This window comes from Cytobacillus sp. (genome assembly GCF_964223445.1).
Taxonomy (GTDB): Bacteria; Bacillota; Bacilli; order Bacillales; family Cytobacillaceae; genus Cytobacillus.
Map to the genome: position 1 here is coordinate 23074 of NZ_CAXQGS010000057.1, position 19772 is coordinate 42845.

Annotated in this window: 13 protein-coding genes and 1 pseudogene; 11 read left to right on the forward strand and 3 right to left on the reverse strand. The window is 37.6% G+C overall.

All coding sequences use genetic code 11. The annotated features are described in order from the left end of the window. The first annotated feature begins 229 nt into the window (after positions 1 to 229). The 7 genes from ACEQ1T_RS10810 (at position 230) to ACEQ1T_RS10840 (ending at position 10556) form a co-directional block, all read left to right on the forward strand. Positions 230 to 1507, forward strand: coding sequence for a nucleotide sugar dehydrogenase (locus tag ACEQ1T_RS10810; RefSeq protein WP_370222861.1), 1278 nt, complete (start codon positions 230 to 232; stop codon positions 1505 to 1507). Positions 1508 to 1524: 17 nt separating this feature from the next. Beyond that, the gene (locus ACEQ1T_RS10815) at positions 1525 to 2238 is read left to right on the forward strand and encodes a WecB/TagA/CpsF family glycosyltransferase (protein WP_370222863.1); all 714 of its coding nucleotides are present in this window, start codon (positions 1525 to 1527) and stop codon (positions 2236 to 2238) included. Positions 2239 to 2250: 12 nt separating this feature from the next. Then, the gene (locus ACEQ1T_RS10820) at positions 2251 to 3285 is read left to right on the forward strand and encodes a GNAT family N-acetyltransferase (RefSeq protein ID WP_370222864.1); all 1035 of its coding nucleotides are present in this window, start codon (positions 2251 to 2253) and stop codon (positions 3283 to 3285) included. Between the two features lie 12 nt (positions 3286 to 3297). Beyond that, on the forward strand, positions 3298 to 4206 hold the full coding sequence (locus ACEQ1T_RS10825; protein ID WP_370222865.1) for a PIG-L deacetylase family protein: 909 nt from the start codon (positions 3298 to 3300) through the stop codon (positions 4204 to 4206). Next, positions 4206 to 5312, forward strand: coding sequence for a glycosyltransferase family 4 protein (locus tag ACEQ1T_RS10830; RefSeq protein WP_370222866.1), 1107 nt, complete (start codon positions 4206 to 4208; stop codon positions 5310 to 5312). The genes ACEQ1T_RS10825 and ACEQ1T_RS10830 overlap by 1 nt, the downstream gene beginning before the upstream one ends. 73 nt (positions 5313 to 5385) lie before the next feature. Next, on the forward strand, positions 5386 to 6777 hold the full coding sequence (locus tag ACEQ1T_RS10835) for an O-antigen ligase family protein (RefSeq protein WP_370222868.1): 1392 nt from the start codon (positions 5386 to 5388) through the stop codon (positions 6775 to 6777). 575 nt (positions 6778 to 7352) lie between these two features. Continuing rightward, the gene (locus ACEQ1T_RS10840) at positions 7353 to 10556 is read left to right on the forward strand and encodes an S-layer homology domain-containing protein (RefSeq protein WP_370222870.1); all 3204 of its coding nucleotides are present in this window, start codon (positions 7353 to 7355) and stop codon (positions 10554 to 10556) included. A 517-nt stretch (positions 10557 to 11073) separates the two neighbouring features. On the opposite strand, the gene ACEQ1T_RS10845 is transcribed toward ACEQ1T_RS10840, so the two are convergent. Further along, complete coding sequence (locus ACEQ1T_RS10845; protein WP_370222872.1) at positions 11074 to 13011, reverse strand: hypothetical protein; 1938 nt, start codon at positions 13009 to 13011, stop codon at positions 11074 to 11076. A 63-nt stretch (positions 13012 to 13074) separates the two neighbouring features. Then, on the reverse strand, positions 13075 to 13530 hold the full coding sequence (locus tag ACEQ1T_RS10850) for a Panacea domain-containing protein (RefSeq protein ID WP_370222874.1): 456 nt from the start codon (positions 13528 to 13530) through the stop codon (positions 13075 to 13077). A gap of 722 nt (positions 13531 to 14252) precedes the next feature. Here ACEQ1T_RS10850 and ACEQ1T_RS10855 point away from each other — a divergent pair. Further along, on the forward strand, positions 14253 to 15164 hold the full coding sequence (locus ACEQ1T_RS10855) for a restriction endonuclease (RefSeq protein WP_370222876.1): 912 nt from the start codon (positions 14253 to 14255) through the stop codon (positions 15162 to 15164). A gap of 168 nt (positions 15165 to 15332) precedes the next feature. Beyond that, positions 15333 to 16175 (forward strand): hypothetical protein, encoded by an 843-nt coding sequence (locus ACEQ1T_RS10860; protein WP_370222878.1) that lies wholly within the window; start codon positions 15333 to 15335, stop codon positions 16173 to 16175. A 556-nt stretch (positions 16176 to 16731) separates the two neighbouring features. Here the strand turns inward: ACEQ1T_RS10860 and ACEQ1T_RS10865 are convergent. Continuing rightward, the gene (locus tag ACEQ1T_RS10865) at positions 16732 to 16926 is read right to left on the reverse strand and encodes a hypothetical protein (protein WP_370222880.1); all 195 of its coding nucleotides are present in this window, start codon (positions 16924 to 16926) and stop codon (positions 16732 to 16734) included. 397 nt (positions 16927 to 17323) lie between these two features. Here ACEQ1T_RS10865 and ACEQ1T_RS10870 point away from each other — a divergent pair, with 397 nt between their 5' ends. Both ACEQ1T_RS10870 and ACEQ1T_RS10875 read left to right on the forward strand, forming a co-directional pair. Then, the gene (locus ACEQ1T_RS10870; RefSeq protein ID WP_370222882.1) at positions 17324 to 17785 is read left to right on the forward strand and encodes a hypothetical protein; all 462 of its coding nucleotides are present in this window, start codon (positions 17324 to 17326) and stop codon (positions 17783 to 17785) included. 502 nt (positions 17786 to 18287) lie between these two features. After that, positions 18288 to 19489, forward strand: a pseudogene (locus tag ACEQ1T_RS10875) (IS110 family transposase). Positions 19490 to 19772 lie beyond the last annotated feature (283 nt).

Sequence of the window (19772 nt, forward strand, 5' to 3'; positions counted from 1 at the left end):
AGGCAGAGACGCTTTAAACCAAGGAAAACAGCACTTCTTAAATAGCCTTAAAAAAGCTAAACTTTATTTTAACATTAGCGTTCGACACATTCAATGTAATTGGTGCAACGTTTGTTGGAATTTGTTATACTATGTTAGGATTTATTGAAATAAAGAGGCAAAGCCTATAATATATGTGCAACCATGAACATAAACAGAAAATTATTTTCTTAAAGAGAGGTCCTTACTAATGGAAAAAATTTGTGTTGTCGGCTTAGGATATATCGGTCTTCCAACATCAGCTGTATTTGCCCGTGCAGGCTATGACATTGTCGGGGTGGATGTAAGCGAGCATGTAGTCGATAAATTAAACCGCGGAGAAATTCATATAGAAGAGGTCGGCCTTCCGGAGATTGTAAAGGAAGTGGTGGAGAATGGAAAGCTCCGCGCATCTTTGACTCCTGAAGAAGCAGATGTATTCATTATTGCTGTGCCAACACCGATTCATGAAGATTTCACTGCCAACGTTGATTATGTGATCAGCGCCACAAAAGCGATTGTCCCGTATCTTCGTAAAGGCAATGTAGTGATTGTGGAGTCTACGATTCCGCCGCGCACAATGGATGATATTGTAGCACCTATCCTTCGTGAGCAAGGCTTTGATACAGAGAAGGATCTATATTTGGCGCACTGTCCGGAACGTGTGCTTCCAGGTCGCATTCTGATCGAGCTGATTGAAAATACACGCATTGTCGGCGGAACAACTCCTGAAGCTGCGAAAAAAGCGGCAGATGTATACCGTGCCATTGTTACAGGTGATGTAATTGAAACAGAAGCCGTAACGGCGGAAATGTCCAAACTGATGGAAAATACATTCCGCGATGTGAACATCGCGCTTGCGAATGAGCTTGCGAAAATCTCCAGCCGTCTTGGCGTGGATGCACATAAGGTGATTGAGCTTGCCAACAAGCATCCGCGTGTTAATATCCACCATCCTGGACCTGGAGTAGGCGGACACTGCCTGGCTGTTGATCCTTATTTTATCGTGGAAAAAGCAGCAGAGGAAGCACAGCTTATCAAGCTTTCCCGCGACATCAACAACTCTATGCCGCACTTTGTCGTTGAGCAGGTTGAACGCATGACCGTGGAATTAAAAGAGCCGAAGATCGCTGCATTTGGCTTAACATACAAAGGGAATATCGATGACGTCCGTGAAAGTCCGGCGATTGAAATCGTTGAAATGCTGCGCCGCAATCCGCGCTTTGATGTGCGTGTGTTTGATCCGCATGTGCGTGATGAGCAGGTGCCATTCCCGGTATTATCTTTTGAAGAAGCAATTCAGGATGCCAACCTTGTAGTCGTACTTGCAGATCATAACGAATTCAAAACAATGACAGCGGAAGAATTCCTGTCAGGAATGAAAACACCTGTAGTCTTTGATACAAAGAACTGCACAAACCTGGATGAAGACAAGATGACTGTATATAAAATCGGCAATTTAACGAACCTGAAGGCGATTCAGGAATAGAAAGCTTGGAAGCTAGTATGAGAAAAGAACAATACCTTGGTGTGAATGTATCTGTGATGACCTATGATGAAATCATCGATGATCTGCGAAGCCGCATCAGTGAAGGAAAGCAGTCAACAGTCATTGCGGTGAACCCTGAAAAGGTGATTACAGCGAATAGCAATCCGCTTGTAAAAGAGCTGATTAACGAGTCCACCTATCAGATTCCTGATGGCATCGGAATGATTATCGCCTCCAAAATAAAAGGAGGCTCCTTAAGGGAGCGGGTAACCGGAGTCGATATGATGGAGAAATTGCTCCGGTTTGCTGCCGAGGAAGGACACGGTGTGTTTTTCTTTGGTGCGAAGGAGGAGGTTGTTTCCGAAGCGAAAAGAAAGCTGGAGGAACGCTTTCCAACATTGAATATTGCCGGTTATGAAAATGGCTACACAAAAGATAATCAGGCACTGGTAAATAAAATCAATGAATCCGGAGCGAAGCTTTTATTTGTAGCTTTAGGAAGTCCGAAGCAGGAGCTGTGGATCAAGGAAAACATGAAACACCTCAACGTTAAAGTTTTCCAGGGTGTGGGCGGAAGCTTTGATGTATTTTCAGGGAAAACAAAGAGAGCGCCAGCATTCTTCCGCAAATTTGGACTTGAATGGCTTTACCGTTTACTGAAGGAACCGAAAAGACTCAAACGCCAGCTGAACCTGCCTAAATTCTTAATCAGGGTATTATTCAGCCGCTAAGGAGCTGGAAAAATGATCCGTTCATATAAAAAAGGCGATGAACAACAAATCAATGCGCTGTTTCACGAGGTGTTCCGGAAACAGCGTTCCCTTGTGCATTGGGAGTGGAAGTTCAAGGAAAACCCATTAAATAGTTCGGTCATTACGGTGGCAGAGGAAAACAATGAAATCGCCGGCCACGTGGCTCTTGTTCCTTCAAAAGCAAAATGGTATGACAGGGAAGTGACCTTTGGTGCCAGAAATGACACGATGGTTTCTCCAAGGCATCAGGGCAAAGGGTTTTATAAAAAGCTGAACCTGGAAATGATCAGCACGGCCCAGGAGGAAGGGATCGACTACTTATATGGCTATCCTGCTGAAAAGGCAAAGGAATTATTCGTCCGCTATACCGGTGCAAAGGAAATAGCCAGCATACCCCGCCTGATTCGAATCAATCGCCTTTCATCATTGGTAGTGAATAAGCTTCCGGTATTAAAGGCGGCCAAGCCGCTGGTGAAAATAGCCGATCTTTTTCTAAAGAACAAAACCAGGATCGATTCGCAAAAATATTTATTTAAAATCATATCGGAATGTGGAAGAGAGTTTGATGCTCTTTGGGAAAGCAGCAAAGGAGTCGCGCCTATCCTGCTGAAAAGAGATGCCCAATTCCTAAATTGGCGCTTTCATCGACATCCCGATCGAGTTTATCAAATGATTGCTATGTATGAAAAAGATATGCTCTGCGGGTATTCCGTCATTTCCATAGAGGAAAAGACATTTGGCGGGGGAACCGTCAGGAATGGCACCATTGTTGATATGCTCGCTATAGAGAATGAAGAAGTCTGGGAGCAGCTTTTAGCAGGTACGCTGAAGGACCTGGAGGATGCAGATGTCATCCAGACATGGGCATTAACCCATTCCTCTTATTTTCGGACCTTAAAAAAATTTCGTTTTGCCCATAAAGATAACCCAATGCCGCTTGTCGGAAAGCCGGTTGATCCTTTGTTAACAGAAGACGACGGAATTGAAAACTGGTACATCACACCGGCAGATGTAGATTCATTTTAGGAGGTGGCTTAGATGGCTTCTAATATAAAGAGAACGGTATTGAATATGGCCAAGCCATTCATCCTTCCTTATACACGTCAAAAGCTGAAAAGCTTCTATAAAGAGGAGAAGGTGCTGACAAGGATCACAAAGGGAAATGTTCTGGTTCTGGCACCGCATGTGGACGATGAAACCATCGGGCTCGGCGGAACCATTATCGAGCATGTAAAAAAAGGGCAGCAGGTAACGGTTGCTTATATTACAGACGGATCAGGCAGTGTCAGTTCGCTTTCAAAAGAAGAATTGATGGCCAAACGCAAGCAGGAAGCCAAAGAGGTTCAGGAGCTTCTCGGATTTCAGGACATCGTCTTTTTGGATCTTCCGGATGGCAAGGTTGAGAGTAATGAGCAATCCCGTGAACTGTTCACGAACTTAATCTATGACAAAAAGCCGGATTATATTTATTGCCCAACATTTGTAGATTGCCATCCAGATCATGTGTCGACAGGAAGAATCCTTTCCGATGTATTAAAGGAGACGCAGAGTCAGGCAGCTGTACGCCTGTATGAGATCAACTGTCCGATCCCGCCGAATGAAATCAATACCGTTATTGATATAACGGAGGCATTTCAAACGAAGGAAAGAGCAGTGGATATATTTCAGTCCCAGGCCATTGACTTTGACGGATTTATTGAGCTAAGCAAGATTAAGACTGAGCTGGTGCCTGATACAAGGGCACAGGCAGTCGAAACGTTTCTTGAGATCCCGGCTGCCCAATTCCCTGCCCAATTCGATACAGTTGACCACAAGAACTATCATTTCAGTCAGATCTTTAAGCAGGTCAATAAGGCGGCTACTCTCTTATGGGGGATCCTAAAGAACGTGGATGAAAAGAAACAGATGTATCAAGAACGTCACTCCGGACAGGGAGGCAGCATTTAATGAAGGTTCTTCATTTTATCAGCGGAGGAGAAACAGGCGGTTCGAGAAAGCATGTGATCACCCTGCTGTCCCAATTTCCAAAGGAGCAGGTATCACTTGCTGTTCTTCAGGAAGGCGCCCTTTCCCAGGAGGCAAGGGAAGCGGGAATTGATGTTCATTTATTCAAGCAGTCCTCCCGATATGATCTTTCGATTCTGAATAAGCTTGCCAGTTTCATTCGTGAAAATGGTTATGACATTCTGCATACCCACGGCCCCAGAGCGAATCTTTTTGGCATTTATCTTAAAAGCCGGGTGAGTATCAAATGGGTTACGACGGTCCATAGTGATCCAAAGCTGGACTTCATGAAAGGCGGACTGAAGGGCACAGTTTTCACCAGGCTGAGCCTGTTTGCTCTCAACCGGATGGATTATTATTTCGCTGTTTCGGACACGTTTAAACAAAATCTCATCAGTCTTGGAATTCCAGGTGAAAAGATTAAAACTGTCTATAACGGGATCGAATTCACGTCCCATAAGGTAGAGCCTCTTTCGAGAGAGTCGATCGGCCTCAAAGATAATGATTTTGTTATGACCATGGTGGCGAGACTTCATCCCATAAAGGGTCATGAAATCGTATTTGAAAGCATCAAAAAGCTGGACAAACCGGATATGAAGCTTGTACTTGTCGGGGATGGCCTCATTAAAGCTGAGCTCATGGAGAAAGCGCAGAGCATGGGAGTAGACAAACAAGTTCGGTTTTTAGGATTCCGGCAGGATGTGGATTCCATTTATGCTGCTTCAGATCTTGGTCTGCTTGCTTCCTTCAGTGAAAGCTTTCCGCTTGCCTTATTGGAAGCAGCCAATCAGCATATCCCGCTCGTTACAACGGATGTTGGAGGCGTAAAGGAGCTTGTCTCAGAAGATGAAACGGGATGGATTGTTCCGCCCGGAGAGGCCGAAGCTTTATCTTCTGCTTTTTTAAAGGCATACAATGCATCGAAGAATGGCACGTTAAAAGAGATGGGAGACAAGCTTTATCAGTATGCTTCAGATCATTTCTCACTAAAGCAGCTTTATAAGGAAACCTTGCATACCTATGAATTAGTGAAAATAGGAAAAAATTAAAATTGTCTATGCCAGTCGAATCGTGTAATCTATACAAAGGAAAGCGTGATTGACGAAATAAAGGAGCTTTATAATGGCTAATAAAAATACTTTGACATACTATCTTACGGCAGCCTGTCTGTTCTTGATTCCGATTTTATATTTCAAGACGTACCTGGGGCCAATCCCTTTATCAATAGAAATTATCCTGATTCCACTTGTAACCCTTGCGGCTATATATGAGTTCCTGAAAGGGCGAATCAGGCTGAATGACCTGAAAATCTGGCCTCTCGCGGCAGCCTTTGGTTTATTTCTGCTGGTATCCCTCATATCAGTCATCAATGCCATCGATTTAAAGTCGGCGGTTATGGAAATAGCACGTTATCTATCATATGTTGTCCTGTTCCTGATTGTGGCCAAAGTGAACTTCACAAAAGAACAGTACATGGGATTAGCGAAATGGTTTGGAGCAGCGGTGATCTTTGTAGGGCTCTTTGGAGTGCTGCAGTACGTCTTTAACTTCTCTCTCAACAAAGCTGGGCTTTATGCGCTGAAAGAAGCAAAAGGACGTGTGGACTCAACCCTTGTAAATCCGAACTATTATTCGGCCTATTTAAATTATATTATCCCGACCGTATTGCTTTTGGCAGTTGTGTATTTTAAAAATCGCACAGCACAGCTTCTTGCGTTCGCTGTTTATGCCATTTATGTCGTAAATGTCATCCTGACTTACACACGCGCAGCATGGGTGACGATGTTCTGTGCAGGCATCCTGCTCATTATCCTGATGCCGAAGCAATTCATTAAAAATGTGATCAAACCGCATATCCTGCTTTCATTTGCCATCCTATTCACGGTTCTGTACTTTATGCCGGATGTGCAATCCCGTACTAGCTCAGCTCTGTATGCGATTGAAAAGCTCCTTCCGCAGGGCGGATCCAACGGCCATGTCGCAGAAGGGCCTGATACAGATGGCGACGGCGAGCCTGAAGAAGTGGAAGAAGAGGAAGAAACAAAAGAAGAAGATACGACAACCAATCGCGCCGTTGTTTCCCGCATGACACTCTGGAAGACAGGATGGTACATGCTAAAAGACAACCCAGTGCTTGGAGTGGGTATGGGTAACTATACAGCGAATTACAAGGATTATGTAACGAAATATCCCGAGCTTTATATTGGCCATGAGAGCTATTCAGTTCATAACTCTTATCTGAAGGTAGGAGCGGAAACCGGATTTATTGGATTGTTCTCCTTCATGCTGATCTATGTTATTTATTTCTTAACGATTATTAAGCTTTATTTTAGACAGAACCTGCTGGGCAGAGTCGTGGCAGTCGGCTTATTTACCGGAAGCGTGTGCTATATGGTCCAGAATTTATCCAATAACTTAATATTTATTCCTCAGCTTAACGTGATCTTCTGGCTCACCGCCGGACTCGCACTTGGATTCCTGGCATTTAACAGGAAAGAAGAACTGGGGAAATAAGCATAGGAACAGAGTGCAGTGTGCACTCTGTTTTTTTATGCACTTGGATACGCAAATATGATATTCATATCTGCTGAAGAACTACAGAGAATTTTTTTAAGCTAAATCTAAAGTTTTAAGGAAATAAGACGATAATAAAAAAGGCACTAAGTATTTATGCACTTATTTATGGAAAATGTTTCTGATTGTGGAAACTTTTTATTGATCCATACGTCTTGGAAATTGGATACTTTATAAAAAAGTGGGTTTTTTAACTTTTTTACTTAAAAACTTCCAATTTATAAAGAAGCTATGTATAATGAGTAAGTGCGATTCAAAAAAGTTAACTATATATTCCTATGAAGAAATAATTTGGTAATTTTTACAACGTTGAAAATTGTAAAAAATGGTTGAATTATAGTAGTATTTTGGTAGAATAGAATCAAGTTAAGTTTTCCAATTCTGCCAAATGGTACATAAAAACTATAAAATTACCAATATATGCGGAATAGGGGTTAACTTGCAAAATACTAACTAAACGGTGATCTCATCGTTTTAGGGAAACACTTTTTACAAAACAGGGAGGAAATATTACAATGGCTTACCAACCAAAGTCTTACCGTAAATTCGTAGCAACTGCTGCGACAGCTACTTTAGTAGCATCTGCTGTAGCTCCTGCTGCTGCTGCTGGCTTTTCAGATGTTTCTGATCGTTATGCAGATGCAGTAAACTACCTAGTTGAGAACGACATCACAAATGGTTTAACTGAAACTACTTTCGGAGTTTCAAAAGAAGTTAAGCGTGGAGACGCAGCAGTAATGATTGCTAAAGCTCTTGGTCTTGACGGAGCAAACGCTCCTGACGCTGGTTTCGGAGATGTTCCAGCTCGTGCTAAAGAAGCAGTTAATGCTCTTAAAGAAGCAGGAATCTTCAATGGTAAATCTGCTACAAACTTCGGTTTCACTGACACAATGACTCGCGGTGAAATGGCTCTAGTTATCGCAAAAGCTTATGAGCTAGAAGGCGATGTAACTCTAACTTTCACTGACGTGAGCGATCGTTACGAGCAAGCAGTTCAAGCTCTAGTAGAAAACAAAATCACTTCTGGTAAATCAGAAACTAGCTTCGGTACTGGAGATGAAATCACTCGTGGTGAATTCGCTATCTTCTTACATAAAGCTGAAACTCTTGAAGTAGCTCCTGGAGTTGTAGAGGTTGCTGGTGTAAGTGCGATTAACGCTAAAAGCCTTAAAGTAACTTTCAACAAAGCTGTTGATACAACTAAAGCTGTATTTGAAGTGAAAAAAGGTTCTGTAAAAGTTAACTACGCAACAATCATTTGGAATGACGCTAAAACAGAAGCTACTATTGAACTTGAAGGTAAGTTTACAGCTGGGGATTACACTGTAAATGTAAGTGGCTTAACTGAAACAGCCTTAACTGGAACTACAACAGTTACTAACGAAAGAGTAGAATCTGTTCAAATTCTTAGTGAAAATGCAGTGTTAAATTCAAATGGTGATGCTGTAAATGTTGGATATAAAGTTGTAAACCAATATGGTGAAGATATTACTGCAACAACTCCTTTAACAGTAAATGCTGCTGGTACAGTAGTTAATGTTAATGGTACTGTTACTGCTTCAAAAGGTGTTGCTACAATTCCAGTTTCTGGAACTGTTAAAGAAGGAGATTCTATCGTTTTAACTCTTGTTCATGCTGATACTGGTAAATCTGCTTCTTCAACAGTAAAAGTATCTGCAAAAGCTGCAGTTTCTGAGATTGCGATTAACGGTCTTTACAATAAAGACGGAAAAGCTTTAACTGAGACTACAGACTTTTCTAAAGATGCATTCTACTTATTGGTTGAAGGTAAAGACCAATACGGTAAAGTAGTAAATGAAGCAGCTCTTGACGCACAGAATGCTGTCATTGTAAACCAAACCAATGCTTTGGTAGCGAACGTTTCAACTAATTTTGAAACAATCAAAGTTAACGGAAAAGACGTTACAGCATTAAAAGTAACTGGTACACCAAAAGCTGGCGAATCTACTGTAATGATTATTTCTACTGCAACTGGTAAAAATGCTTCTTATACAGTAAAAGTTGAGGAGAGCCAACGTACTGATGCAGTTACGTTTGAAGTTCCTAACTTAGCAGTTGCTGGTGAAAAATTATTTGTTCCAATTCAAGTTCTTGATAAACAAGGTAACCTAGTTACTGACGAAAAAGTTGTAACTGACGCAACTAGAGGTATTAAAGTATCAGGTGCTACTGGAGCAACTGTTAAAACAGTCGACGGTAAACTAGGTGTAGAAGTTGCTGCGGGTAATGTTTCAGAAGGCTATTTATCTTTAGTAGCAGTTTCTTCGACTGGAAAATCTACTATTGCTAACATCCAAGTTAAAGCAGCAGCAAAACCTGTACGTGTAGAAGGAGTAACTTCAGCGATTAAAACAACTGTATTAACAAATGCAGCTAATCAAGCAATTACTCCTGCTAATGTAAAAATCATTGACCAATATGAGCGTGAATTGACTACAGCACAAAAAACTGCTTTATTCACTGCAGATTATTCATTAGTAATTTCTGAAGAAAAAGCAAATGCAGGTGCAATTGCTCTTGTAAATACAAATGAAGTTGATGCTTTGGCAGTAGGTACTGAAAAAGTAACAATTTCAATCAAAGATGAAGTTAATAATAAAGTACTTTCAGGCAGTGAAAAATCTGTATCTTTCCGTGTTACTGATGGTAAAGAATATGTATCTTATCAAGTAGATACGATCGGAAATATTTTTGACGAAGTTGGTGCAGGCTTAGTTAACAGCGCTACTTACAATAAAACATTAAAAGTTTATGGTCTATTAGATGATGGAACAAAAGTACAACTTTCTGATAGTGAGTTCACTGTAGATGCACCAGGATACCTAGACTATTCTGCAGGAGTATTCGCTCTTGATACAGATACTTCTGGTGGTAAAACAGGTGGAACAGTTCCTTATGCAACGGATGCTAAAGAGCACAAAGCAAATGTGACAGTTACTGTTAATGCAACTGGTCAAAAATTTGCTCAAGAAGTAACTGTTTCTAAAGTTAAACCAACAGTTACGGCTGTAAAGGTAGTGGCAGAATCAACAATTTCAACTGACGTTGATACGAAAGCTGAATTTGATGAAATTAAAGAAGTCTCAAAAGTGGCTTCTGGATATGCACAAACTACAATTAGCGACTTGGTTGATTTCGCGGTAGTTGATAGTTATGGAGTAGTAACTCTTGTTGAGGATGCTGCTGCTACAACTTATCTATCAGAAATTAAATTAACAGCTACACCATCAAAAGCATTTGACGTAGTTATTACAAACAATAACAAACCAACTGCAACTGTTGCAGACTTGAACGTAGGTGAATCAGCATCTGTAGTCGCTTCTGTAAATGGTGTAGAAAAATCATTTGTTATCGAAGGTAACTACAATGCTGATGCATCACAAACTGCAGTAAATTCAGAACTTGCTCGTTATGAAAATAAAACTGTAGCTGCTACTAATAATGCAGGTGATTCAGTAAATGATGCTTTATTCTTAAAAGCAGCTGAAGTAGCAAATGTTGACGCAACAGTTATAAAGGCAATTGCTGTTAAAACTAATGCGGATTCTATTTTATCAGTTGATGGCCAAGGAGCTATTACATTAGTTGCAGATGGTGGTACTCCTGCTAATGCTAAAGCTGGTACAGCTACTCTAACAATCACATTTACTAAAAATGGAATTACAGAAACTAAAGATGTTACTGTAACTGTTCAATAAGGTTACCCTTACGCGGAGTCTGGAGTTTGCCCCTGTACCCTGCAAAGTATTTACGAAGCTCTGTGGAGAGAAATCTCTACAGAGCTTTTTTGCAAAAAAACGAATCAAATAGAATGATAAATATTTATTATTTCTTTGAAGAAGATATCTTAAGCCCTAATTCCCTGCGTGGAATTAGGGTTATTTTAAAGGGACACCGGGACAGGTGCCTTGTCCAATAAAAGAAATGCTCTAGACTAATATTTAAAAAAGGATATGCACGTAAAAAATATTTAACGAGGTATTAACAACGGAAAAATAAAAGTTAGATGCAGCAAATAAAGTAACTAGTAGAGGATATGAAGATATTCTTATGTGTTTGTTAGGTAGAAGGTTAATAATACTCTGTCGTTTTTCTATTAATGGCTACTTCCTGACAGCAGTAAAAGCTACCTCTTAGAAAAAAGGTAAATCGTACTGATTTTATGAAGGTATTTTTGATATAAATAAAGAAGAATTAAGTAAAAGAACCCCGATATTACCGAGAATATTGGGGTCCTTTCATAGAATTTTTTGGTTCATCTTTTGAATAATGATGCACAATATTTAGTTTTTCGTATATGTCTATCATTATCTCTTTGTTCCCAAAGAACAACATGCCGTATTTGGAGGAAGCTGTAAGAACTTTTTTCATTACATAATGAGAATATGAGCAGGTTCTGAACTCACTTGCTAATTCAACAACTTCGAATTCAACTTCGGATACGAACCAGAGTTTTTCTTTTACTGCGAACTGTTGCTGGCCGTATAAGAGAATCCACATTTTCTTGCAACAATAATCGAAAGTCTCTTCATTCAATCCTACAAGACCTATTTCATTATCATCCTCAATCAAAACACTCTCATTTGGTGACTCGAGAATGGATGTGAATGAAGATGGGTTTTGTCTTAAATTTTTATAAGCTTCATTAATATCTTTCCCATTGAAGTTAGTAATCATATACTTAACCAAAAAACCAGCAATCCCGTATTGAGAAATTTCAATAGATTTCACTAATGATTGCAAGAGTATTATAAGAGCGTTTTGCTTCATTTTGATTTGATTCTGCGTAGCAATTGCTTTAAACATTGAATGTGAAGATTTGGATTTGAAACGTTCAATCCCTTCAGTAATATGTTTTTTAAAATCATATACAACCGTTGTTAATAAGCTAACATTTCCTTTTATAATGAGCCTTAGAATCAGATTTTTATATATGATTAGAGTGCTATCTTCTGGAAGTCTTTGTAAACCGCTTAAGAAATGCTTTAATTGTCGTTCATTAGAAGTATCCAACGAATCTAAAAATTCATTCAGGCATAACGTGTAGTGTTGTTTTAAGCTGTCCTCGCCATTTATAAATAAAGAGAAATACAGATTTGTTAGTTTTCTGCCCTTGTTGTAATGATTATTTTTGTATAAATGTAATGTTAGAGAGAGTGTGTTTCTAAGCAAAGAATTATAGATTTCAAGAAAATATTCTTTATCCCTTTCCAACAAATAACTAGCTACGTTTTTCACCTCAAGTTTCTCGTTAGGCTTCTTAAGTTTCTCGATGACTTCGGACAATTGATTAATGTCTTCATCAAAATCCCTATTCATATTGTTATCTCCAAGGAATTTGAAATATTGAAAAATGCTTTCTGCGTTGTGATGTTGCGCTTTGTAAATATCAGCTAAAAGCTTATCAAATTTATCAGTTTTGTAAAAAGCAGCCAAAGCGTCAAAGTTATCGGATAAAAGAGAAATTGAATTCTTTAGCATTTTATCTGCGTTCATGGATTCGAACAGATATTTGATTAACAATGTAACAAACATTATGGCAAAGAAAAGCCCAGTTAACCAAATACCAATTCTGTAAAATAACATCTTTGTATAATGTAAAGGATGGATGAGATTATTCTCCTCTGCTGATAAAAAGGATTCCAAATGTGAAGAAAGTGTATGACCTGTAACCATGGTGAAAATTATAATAATAACTCCTAGAACTACTAAGCCATTTTTCTTTGTCTCATTATAAAGAGAAGGAGAAATGGATTTTTGTTCTCGGTGTGTAAATACATACATGGCAGAAAGAATAGTAAGAACTGTGACCAACAAATTGGTTGAGGTTGTTATGAAGTACTTGACGGTTGCATCGCTAAAATTTTTAAAACCTGTTGAAACTAAAAGGCTATCTATAAAATGCTTTAATGATTCAGAAGCAGGAGTTGTGATAGGTGGAACAAGAAAATAGATAAGCATGAAAAACAAATAAAGAACAAAAAAATTGTGAGTGATGGTGTTGAAAAATCTTCTCTTTGCTCCAGTTCGAAGGTAAATTTTTGTGGTAGAAAAGAGCCTAAAGATTTCTTGTTTATTTGTGGCTTGTCTATATAACAGATTTGGTTTTAACTGCCCGTTCTGTTTTAGCAGTTCCTTAATAAGTTTCAACATAAAGAAATTTCCCCTTTAGAATAGAAAAGAGACGAGAATGTCTCGCCCCAAACTTTGTATATATTAAACATTCCTTGCTAAACGATTAAAAAAATTAAGCAGTTTTTCCTTTTCAATAATGTTATCCCTCGGTGTGTTTATCCAAGGTTCCTCCTGATGAGTTAACTCTTCTAGGTATTTACCATCATATTGTCCATACGTATCCCAAACAACATTTATTATGTTTAATTGTTTGTTTGTTAATAAAGGCTTTCCATTGTTTTCTTTATTTTCAAATGTTTCTTTAGGTATTGTTAAATATCTATGGTGTTTGTACTTCCGATAAATTTCTGGGACAACAGGCCCGTGCTCCCAAGCTTCCATATCTTCGTCAAACAAGTCTTTTCCATAGTTATACGCCATATGCCAACCTTGGCAATAGTACAATAACTTTTGAAGTTTTAGCGGAGTGATGGACCAAGAAGTGCCAGGTTTGCTAATACTTAGTAAGTATGATGCAACATGTTCTACTTTTGGCATAATCATTCCTCCTTCCTTAATGTTATTTTATATTAAGAAACGAGGAATGTCACTTGATGAATTGAATATTTTAACAAAAAAGTTCCTAATAAATCTTTTTTTTATGTATTCATAATCGGAGTTCATAATCGGAAAAGAAAGAGTCTCTATTTTTCAAAATAAATACGCTGTTTAAGATGCAGCTTTTCTTATTTTTAGAGAAAGATTGAGTATACAGGAGTGCCGTGGATGTTACTTACATTTGAACTAAATGTTGAATAAAGGAGCTATTGTCATTTAAAACAAGAACGTTTAAGGGCAATATTTATTGCTTTGAACATCAAAGAGAAATGATATAAATCTCACCTTGAATGATATTGAATACAAATTCCAATAATAAAAATAAGATTTTGGCAGCTTACAAAAAAGTCAGCCGGAATTCTTCTTGAAGTAATCCTACTCACATTGTGGCGATGCAGGGATTGCTTCTTTTTTTCGGTGAGTAACATTTTTGGGTAGTTAAATATTGTTTATTGGTGAATTAAATTAGCCTTCTGTCTGCAACTAACGGTCTTGGAAACAATTTAATTAAACAAAATGGTTAGTTTAGATTAATAAGGTGTCTACCATAAAAGCGATAAATATTTTTAAGTATTTGTCTACACTTTAGTTTGTAATTCATTTGTTTCAGCCATCCTTATACTTGTAATTCATGGTATAATAAGGTAAAAGGGAGAGCTAGAATGTGTAAAGAAATGGACACTATTTACAACGAAATTATTGCAGAGGAAAAATTAAAGCAAGGCACAAAGTATGAAAAACTTGCAGCAGTAGTATTTAAAATACTAAACCAGAATGATGTTGTTATTCATGACTTAACTCTTCGTGGAGATGGAAAGAAAACAGGACATCAAATAGATGTAACAGTTCAAAGCCCAGGCTCAAATGTATCTAAGCGAATCTTAATTGAATGTAAAGACTATGATTCAAAAGTTGGGATAAGTATAGTAAGGGATTTCTTTGGTGCTGTTAACCAAATTAACCCCAATGAAGCTTTTGTTGTTACCACTAAAGGATATACAAGAGGTGCCAGAACCTTTGCAGAAGACGAAGGAATAAAATTAGCTATACTTAGAGGTTTTAAAGAGGAGGACTGGGAAGGTAGAATAAAAGCTATACATATAAAAGGGACGATTACCTTTATGAACCAACCTACATTAACTTGGGTTGCAGCTAATGAACAGGAAATAGAAAAATTTCATGCTAATGCAAATGAAGAAATTAATACAATTCAAAACACAAGTACCAGAGAAACATTCTTTTATGATCAAGCAGGGAGACCTCAAGAAAATCTGCAAACTGTATTAAATCCGATATTCAATAGTCTACCAAGAGACCCGGATTCTCCAACTACTGGTCGTTATGAATTTAGTACAATTAAATATGTTAAAATGGCAGGGGTATTAGTGGGAGTCAGAGGGTTTGACTATGAATTCACAAGTAGCCAAAGTGCAACTGAAATTATTATTGACCAAGGGAGTAAAGTTGCCTTATTGGTATTTAAAGTTCTTGATGAGGACTTTGACCAAATTATTTTTGACCAAGATTTAGATAAATGGACTTTTAATGATAATGGTGAAGTCATTTCAAAGTAAATAAATTTAATATTAAAGGCGCAACTATATAGGACGTCTCCCAGTCGTATGTAAAAAAGGGTTTAATCAGTTCGTAAATAATTAAATATTCATAATTTATGATCGTGGTTATTCTAGACCTACTGCTATTAATGGGTTTATGTTACAAATATAGGGAGGATTTATAGAGTGAAAGAGAAAGGTGCATGGGCAGAACCCGAGAACTTTATTTCAGTATTTCGCTGCACTACTCAAAAATATGCTGATTCTTTATTAAAAAAAGGCGAAATTAAATTTAGTACACCAAGCTCTTGGGTTAAGTATGCCTTTGAAAAAGGTGAGGGGCGCGGAGACAAATTAGAAGGAACAATAGCAACATTTCATATGTTTGATATTGAGCATATGACTAAATTGAATCAGAAATATAAAGAACATCCTGATTTGGTGCGTATCCCTATTGGACAACGTGTTTACTTGAAGAAATCTAAGGATATGGAGTTGCCATGTTTTTGCTTTTATATTTTAAAGCAAAGTATGTTTGATTGCCCAAATGAAGAGGGAAAACACAGATTAACAGCAACGGTTCCAGCATCATATTTTAGAGATTTTGTAGATAATCTAGATCCTCAAGAAGTAGAGAAATTAAATCAAAAAGATAAGCCTGCTGTTATTTTTATACACGATTTCAAGGAGTTTGAACAAAGAATAATCAATGCCCTTATGGCATTGGGACTAAATAGAGAGGAAATAATCATTACACCTGTTTCCTATATTGATTTTAATAAATACGGTGAATATGGTTGGTGGGATTTTGGACGGAGACCACCTATGGAATTAGCAATTAAGCATAATCGGTTTGAAAATCAAAGTGAAGCGAGAATCATCATAAATACGGATGATGAAAGAATTAAACAGATTTTGAAAAAACCAATTGAAATTGGTTCACTAGAAGATATTGCTACGGTGAGTAATACATTTCTTCACGAAGGAATGTCAGTAGAAATAACCGCAGATTTGAAATTGGTTTATTGATATTTTAGTAGTTGTCTATAAAAACAAAGATCGAAGTGGTAATTTACTCGGTTCTTATGTACCTAAACAACAATGTTCAGAAGGACATTATGGAGGCAATTCCTAATCATGTTAGAAATAATAATTCATGGTGTTCAGGGTATATAAAAAAGGAATTTAATAAAAACCATTTTAAGTAAACACTAATATCGGTGTAATTGAAATATTCAACTACATATACAGGGCCTTCTAACATTAAAAAATTGTTTCTTTAGAAGTTAAAGCCATTGAATGTGAATAAATATACTTAAAGTAACGGGTGCTTATGTTCAAGATCAGCTGCCAAATCAGGCAGCTTTTTCTTATATAACAAACTTGGGCAGTAATGTTCAAGAAGAGGTATGTTTAAAATCACTATGTTTTGGTGGATCAAAATCAAAAAATATTCCTAAATCTACATGGATTGACATAGGAGACCATACAGCTACATCAGAAAAATACTTCCAAACCGCAACGATGTCTAATACCCATATGCAGTGGTCAATACAAGCCCAATTATGCCTTGTATTAACTTTAACTAAACCCATTTTCTTTTAAAGTGGGAGATAATATTTTTTCCAATTACTTTATTTATTTCAGGAGAACCTATCATAAATATTGCACCTCGTAAATTGTCCATTTTACCTAATAAAAATTGGTAAGAAAAGTGAGTTACTGCCCCCACCATATCAGTGCCGGCTCGAAAAACAGTTGAAGTTTTAATCTTGACCAATCAAATTACACCCATCATTTTGAAAATCCTGCTGAAAAAGAACGAAAGGACATTTGGTGGATTGAACCAGATGGCTCGAAATAGAAGGAGTAATAGTTGATATTAAACATTCTTTCTTGATAGATGGATTAGACTGGTTCATAGCCAATACCGATTTACAAACAGTTTCAATGAGATTGAGAAAGAACATAATTCTTTAAATAAGTTTTATAAAGCAAGGTATTTCGCTGAACAATTAAAAGATAAAGAAAAGGTTGATAAGTATAAATGTTTATTAGAACAAGAACAAATAAGAATTGATAAGTTGTGAAGCTTGCAGGATGATTAAATGATATCATCATAGAACGGTTTGATAATTTAGATCTTCGATTAACAGTGTTTTAAAGGAGAGACCAGCGTGCTTGAAGAAATAAAAGAGCTTCCACCACGGAAAGTAGCAATTGCCCAACGTCAGTTAGAGCAACGTTATATCAACAAATCTCAATTTTTCCAAGGTTTTTCATTATTTATTACCTTCGCGAAAGCTATATCTTATGTATTTCTTGTCAATTGGATTTGGAATCAAATATCAGGGCCATCTCATACAAATAGATTAGGAAAATATATAAACGAATGGTATCAATCAATGTCTGATTTGTTTGGAGTAGCTATTGAATCAAATCAAAAAGTGTACGAAGAAGCTGATATAGCACTAGTGGTACTATGGGTTACAGGTGTAGTTGCTGTTCTGGAGTTTATTTCAAATCTTATTGAGATTTGGAAGCCACGAAAAGGACCTGAAATCTCGTCATTTACTTTAGGATGGATAAGCCCATTCCTAATTACTGTAATTATTTTCCTGGTTGTTTTTAGCAGGTAATAAAATAGTTCTAATAAATTTCCCTTTATTACTTTTTTTCTCTCCCTCGAAAGTACAGGCAAATACTTCTTATTGATCTTCTTCAACCACAAGAGCCCAAACACGCTTTAATGGCAATTCTGCTTGTAAAGTGTCTTAAAGTCGGTCGTAATTTTTAGTAATTTCCTGTAGTAGTGTTGTTGAATCCCATAACCTGATTGTGAAGGATAATAATGAGGGGAGTATGTGAAATATTGTTATTAAGCTAAAGGGTGCTTCGTATTATAGAGTTAACCAGTTTTTACTGGTTGCTCTTTTTTTTATAGGACCTATTATTTCAGTAGCCAGGGTAGAACGTACGGGTGCGTGGGAGTTAGATCTCGTCAACTAAACTGTTCGCCCCCTACTTGTAGAATGATGTTTGAGGCTGGTTGGGACAAATGATCTCGTATAACAAGCGAAGCTATGGAACGACAGGAAGGTATAGGGGTTACTGGTGAGTAAAACTAAGGGAGAGATATTAATGAATCCAGTCATTGGCCTAGATGTAGCCAAAGGAGAAAGTGAGGTTCAAGCCTTTTTAGATAAAGACAAGCCGTTCGGGAAAAGTTTCAGTGTAAAGCATACCAAGGAGGATTTAGATTCGCTTATTTCTTTTTTGAGAGAGATAGAGGGACATACTGGGGTTAGGCCAGCAGTTATTCTTGAATCTACAGGACATTACCATACACCGATTATTCAATGTCTTGAGGGATGTCAGTATCTATACATCTTGGTAAATCCCATCATTTCTTATCAAGCTAAGAAAACAAGCCTTAGAAAGGTAAAGACTGATGCAGTTGATGCATATCACCTTTGTGTTCTTTACTACAAGGAAGAATTTGAGCCATATAAGAAAAGAGGACTGAGACTTCTAAACCTGAGAACATTGTCAAGGCAATACGAAACCGTTACGAACCTTTACATCCAGGCAAAACTTCAGTTTCATACTCTTCTTGATCAGATATTTCCTGAATACAGGGGAGTCTTCGGGGATTTATTTTCGAAAGTTTCTCTTAAAATATTAAAGGAGTTTCCAACATCCGAAGATGTACTGATGGCAGGAGAAGCAAAGATTTTGGCACGAATTAAGGAAATGCGTATTAAACGATCCCCAAGTTGGATGAGGGAGAAGGCACACAAATTAATGGCTTCAGCTAAGCGGAATCCATTCCAACAAGGTGTTTATGAAAGCCAGTTGTTCAGTTTGGATATGTATATCAATATGCTTCTTCAATACCAAGAACACCTATCAAGCTTGGAGAGGCAGATAGATGTCCTGGCAGAAGAAATTGAAGAATGTAAGATAATCCAATCAATTCCCGGTATAGGAGAAAAAATCGCGGCAACGATTATTTCTGAAATCGGGGAAATTGACCGGTTTAATCACCCTAAAAAACTTGTGGCTTACGCAGGAATAGATCCAGTGTCCATTCATCAGGTAAGTTCACCGCTACGATAAATCATATTACCAAACGAGGTTCAAGCCGATTACGGCACGCTTTATATATGGCCGTATTATGCGGTATAAGAAGCTCAAGGAACAAGAAGCTAAAAGAGTATTATGATCGGAAACGAAATGAAGGAAAGCCTTCAAAAGTAGCGATGATAGCTTGTGTAAACAAGATTTTACACTGGATTTATGCAATCCTAAAAAGGAATGAGCAGTTCCTAGATATGGCTTAATCAACAAGAAAAAGCAGCTAATGAAAAACCTTCCAAAAGGTATTTGGAGGGTTATTTGGCGTGCCTTCCAAAGTATAACACGGAAGAAAAAAATTTTTAATAAGAAGTTCTTGACTCCTATTAGCTGGTTTAGTTCAAAAAGAATGAAACAACTTTAATATCCTTTTAAGCAACAATATTATCTTAAATCACTTCAATTTCAAACAACTTTTAAGAGCCTTATTACATATCAAGTAGTAGGGCTCTTGTTTATTAGAGCGAAACTAAATAACTTAATTATCGG

Bases quoted from the DNA above. Each gene is read 5' to 3' on its own strand.
- ACEQ1T_RS10810 (WP_370222861.1), top strand. From the start codon at position 230: ATGGAAAAAATTTGTGTTGTCGGCTTAGGATATATCGGTCTTCCAACA.
- ACEQ1T_RS10815 (WP_370222863.1), top strand. From the start codon at position 1,525: ATGAGAAAAGAACAATACCTTGGTGTGAATGTATCTGTGATGACCTAT.
- ACEQ1T_RS10820 (WP_370222864.1), top strand. From the start codon at position 2,251: ATGATCCGTTCATATAAAAAAGGCGATGAACAACAAATCAATGCGCTG.
- ACEQ1T_RS10825 (WP_370222865.1), top strand. From the start codon at position 3,298: ATGGCTTCTAATATAAAGAGAACGGTATTGAATATGGCCAAGCCATTC.
- ACEQ1T_RS10830 (WP_370222866.1), top strand. From the start codon at position 4,206: ATGAAGGTTCTTCATTTTATCAGCGGAGGAGAAACAGGCGGTTCGAGA.
- ACEQ1T_RS10835 (WP_370222868.1), top strand. From the start codon at position 5,386: ATGGCTAATAAAAATACTTTGACATACTATCTTACGGCAGCCTGTCTG.
- ACEQ1T_RS10840 (WP_370222870.1), top strand. From the start codon at position 7,353: ATGGCTTACCAACCAAAGTCTTACCGTAAATTCGTAGCAACTGCTGCG.
- ACEQ1T_RS10845 (WP_370222872.1), bottom strand. From the start codon at position 13,011: ATGTTGAAACTTATTAAGGAACTGCTAAAACAGAACGGGCAGTTAAAA.
- ACEQ1T_RS10850 (WP_370222874.1), bottom strand. From the start codon at position 13,530: ATGCCAAAAGTAGAACATGTTGCATCATACTTACTAAGTATTAGCAAA.
- ACEQ1T_RS10855 (WP_370222876.1), top strand. From the start codon at position 14,253: ATGTGTAAAGAAATGGACACTATTTACAACGAAATTATTGCAGAGGAA.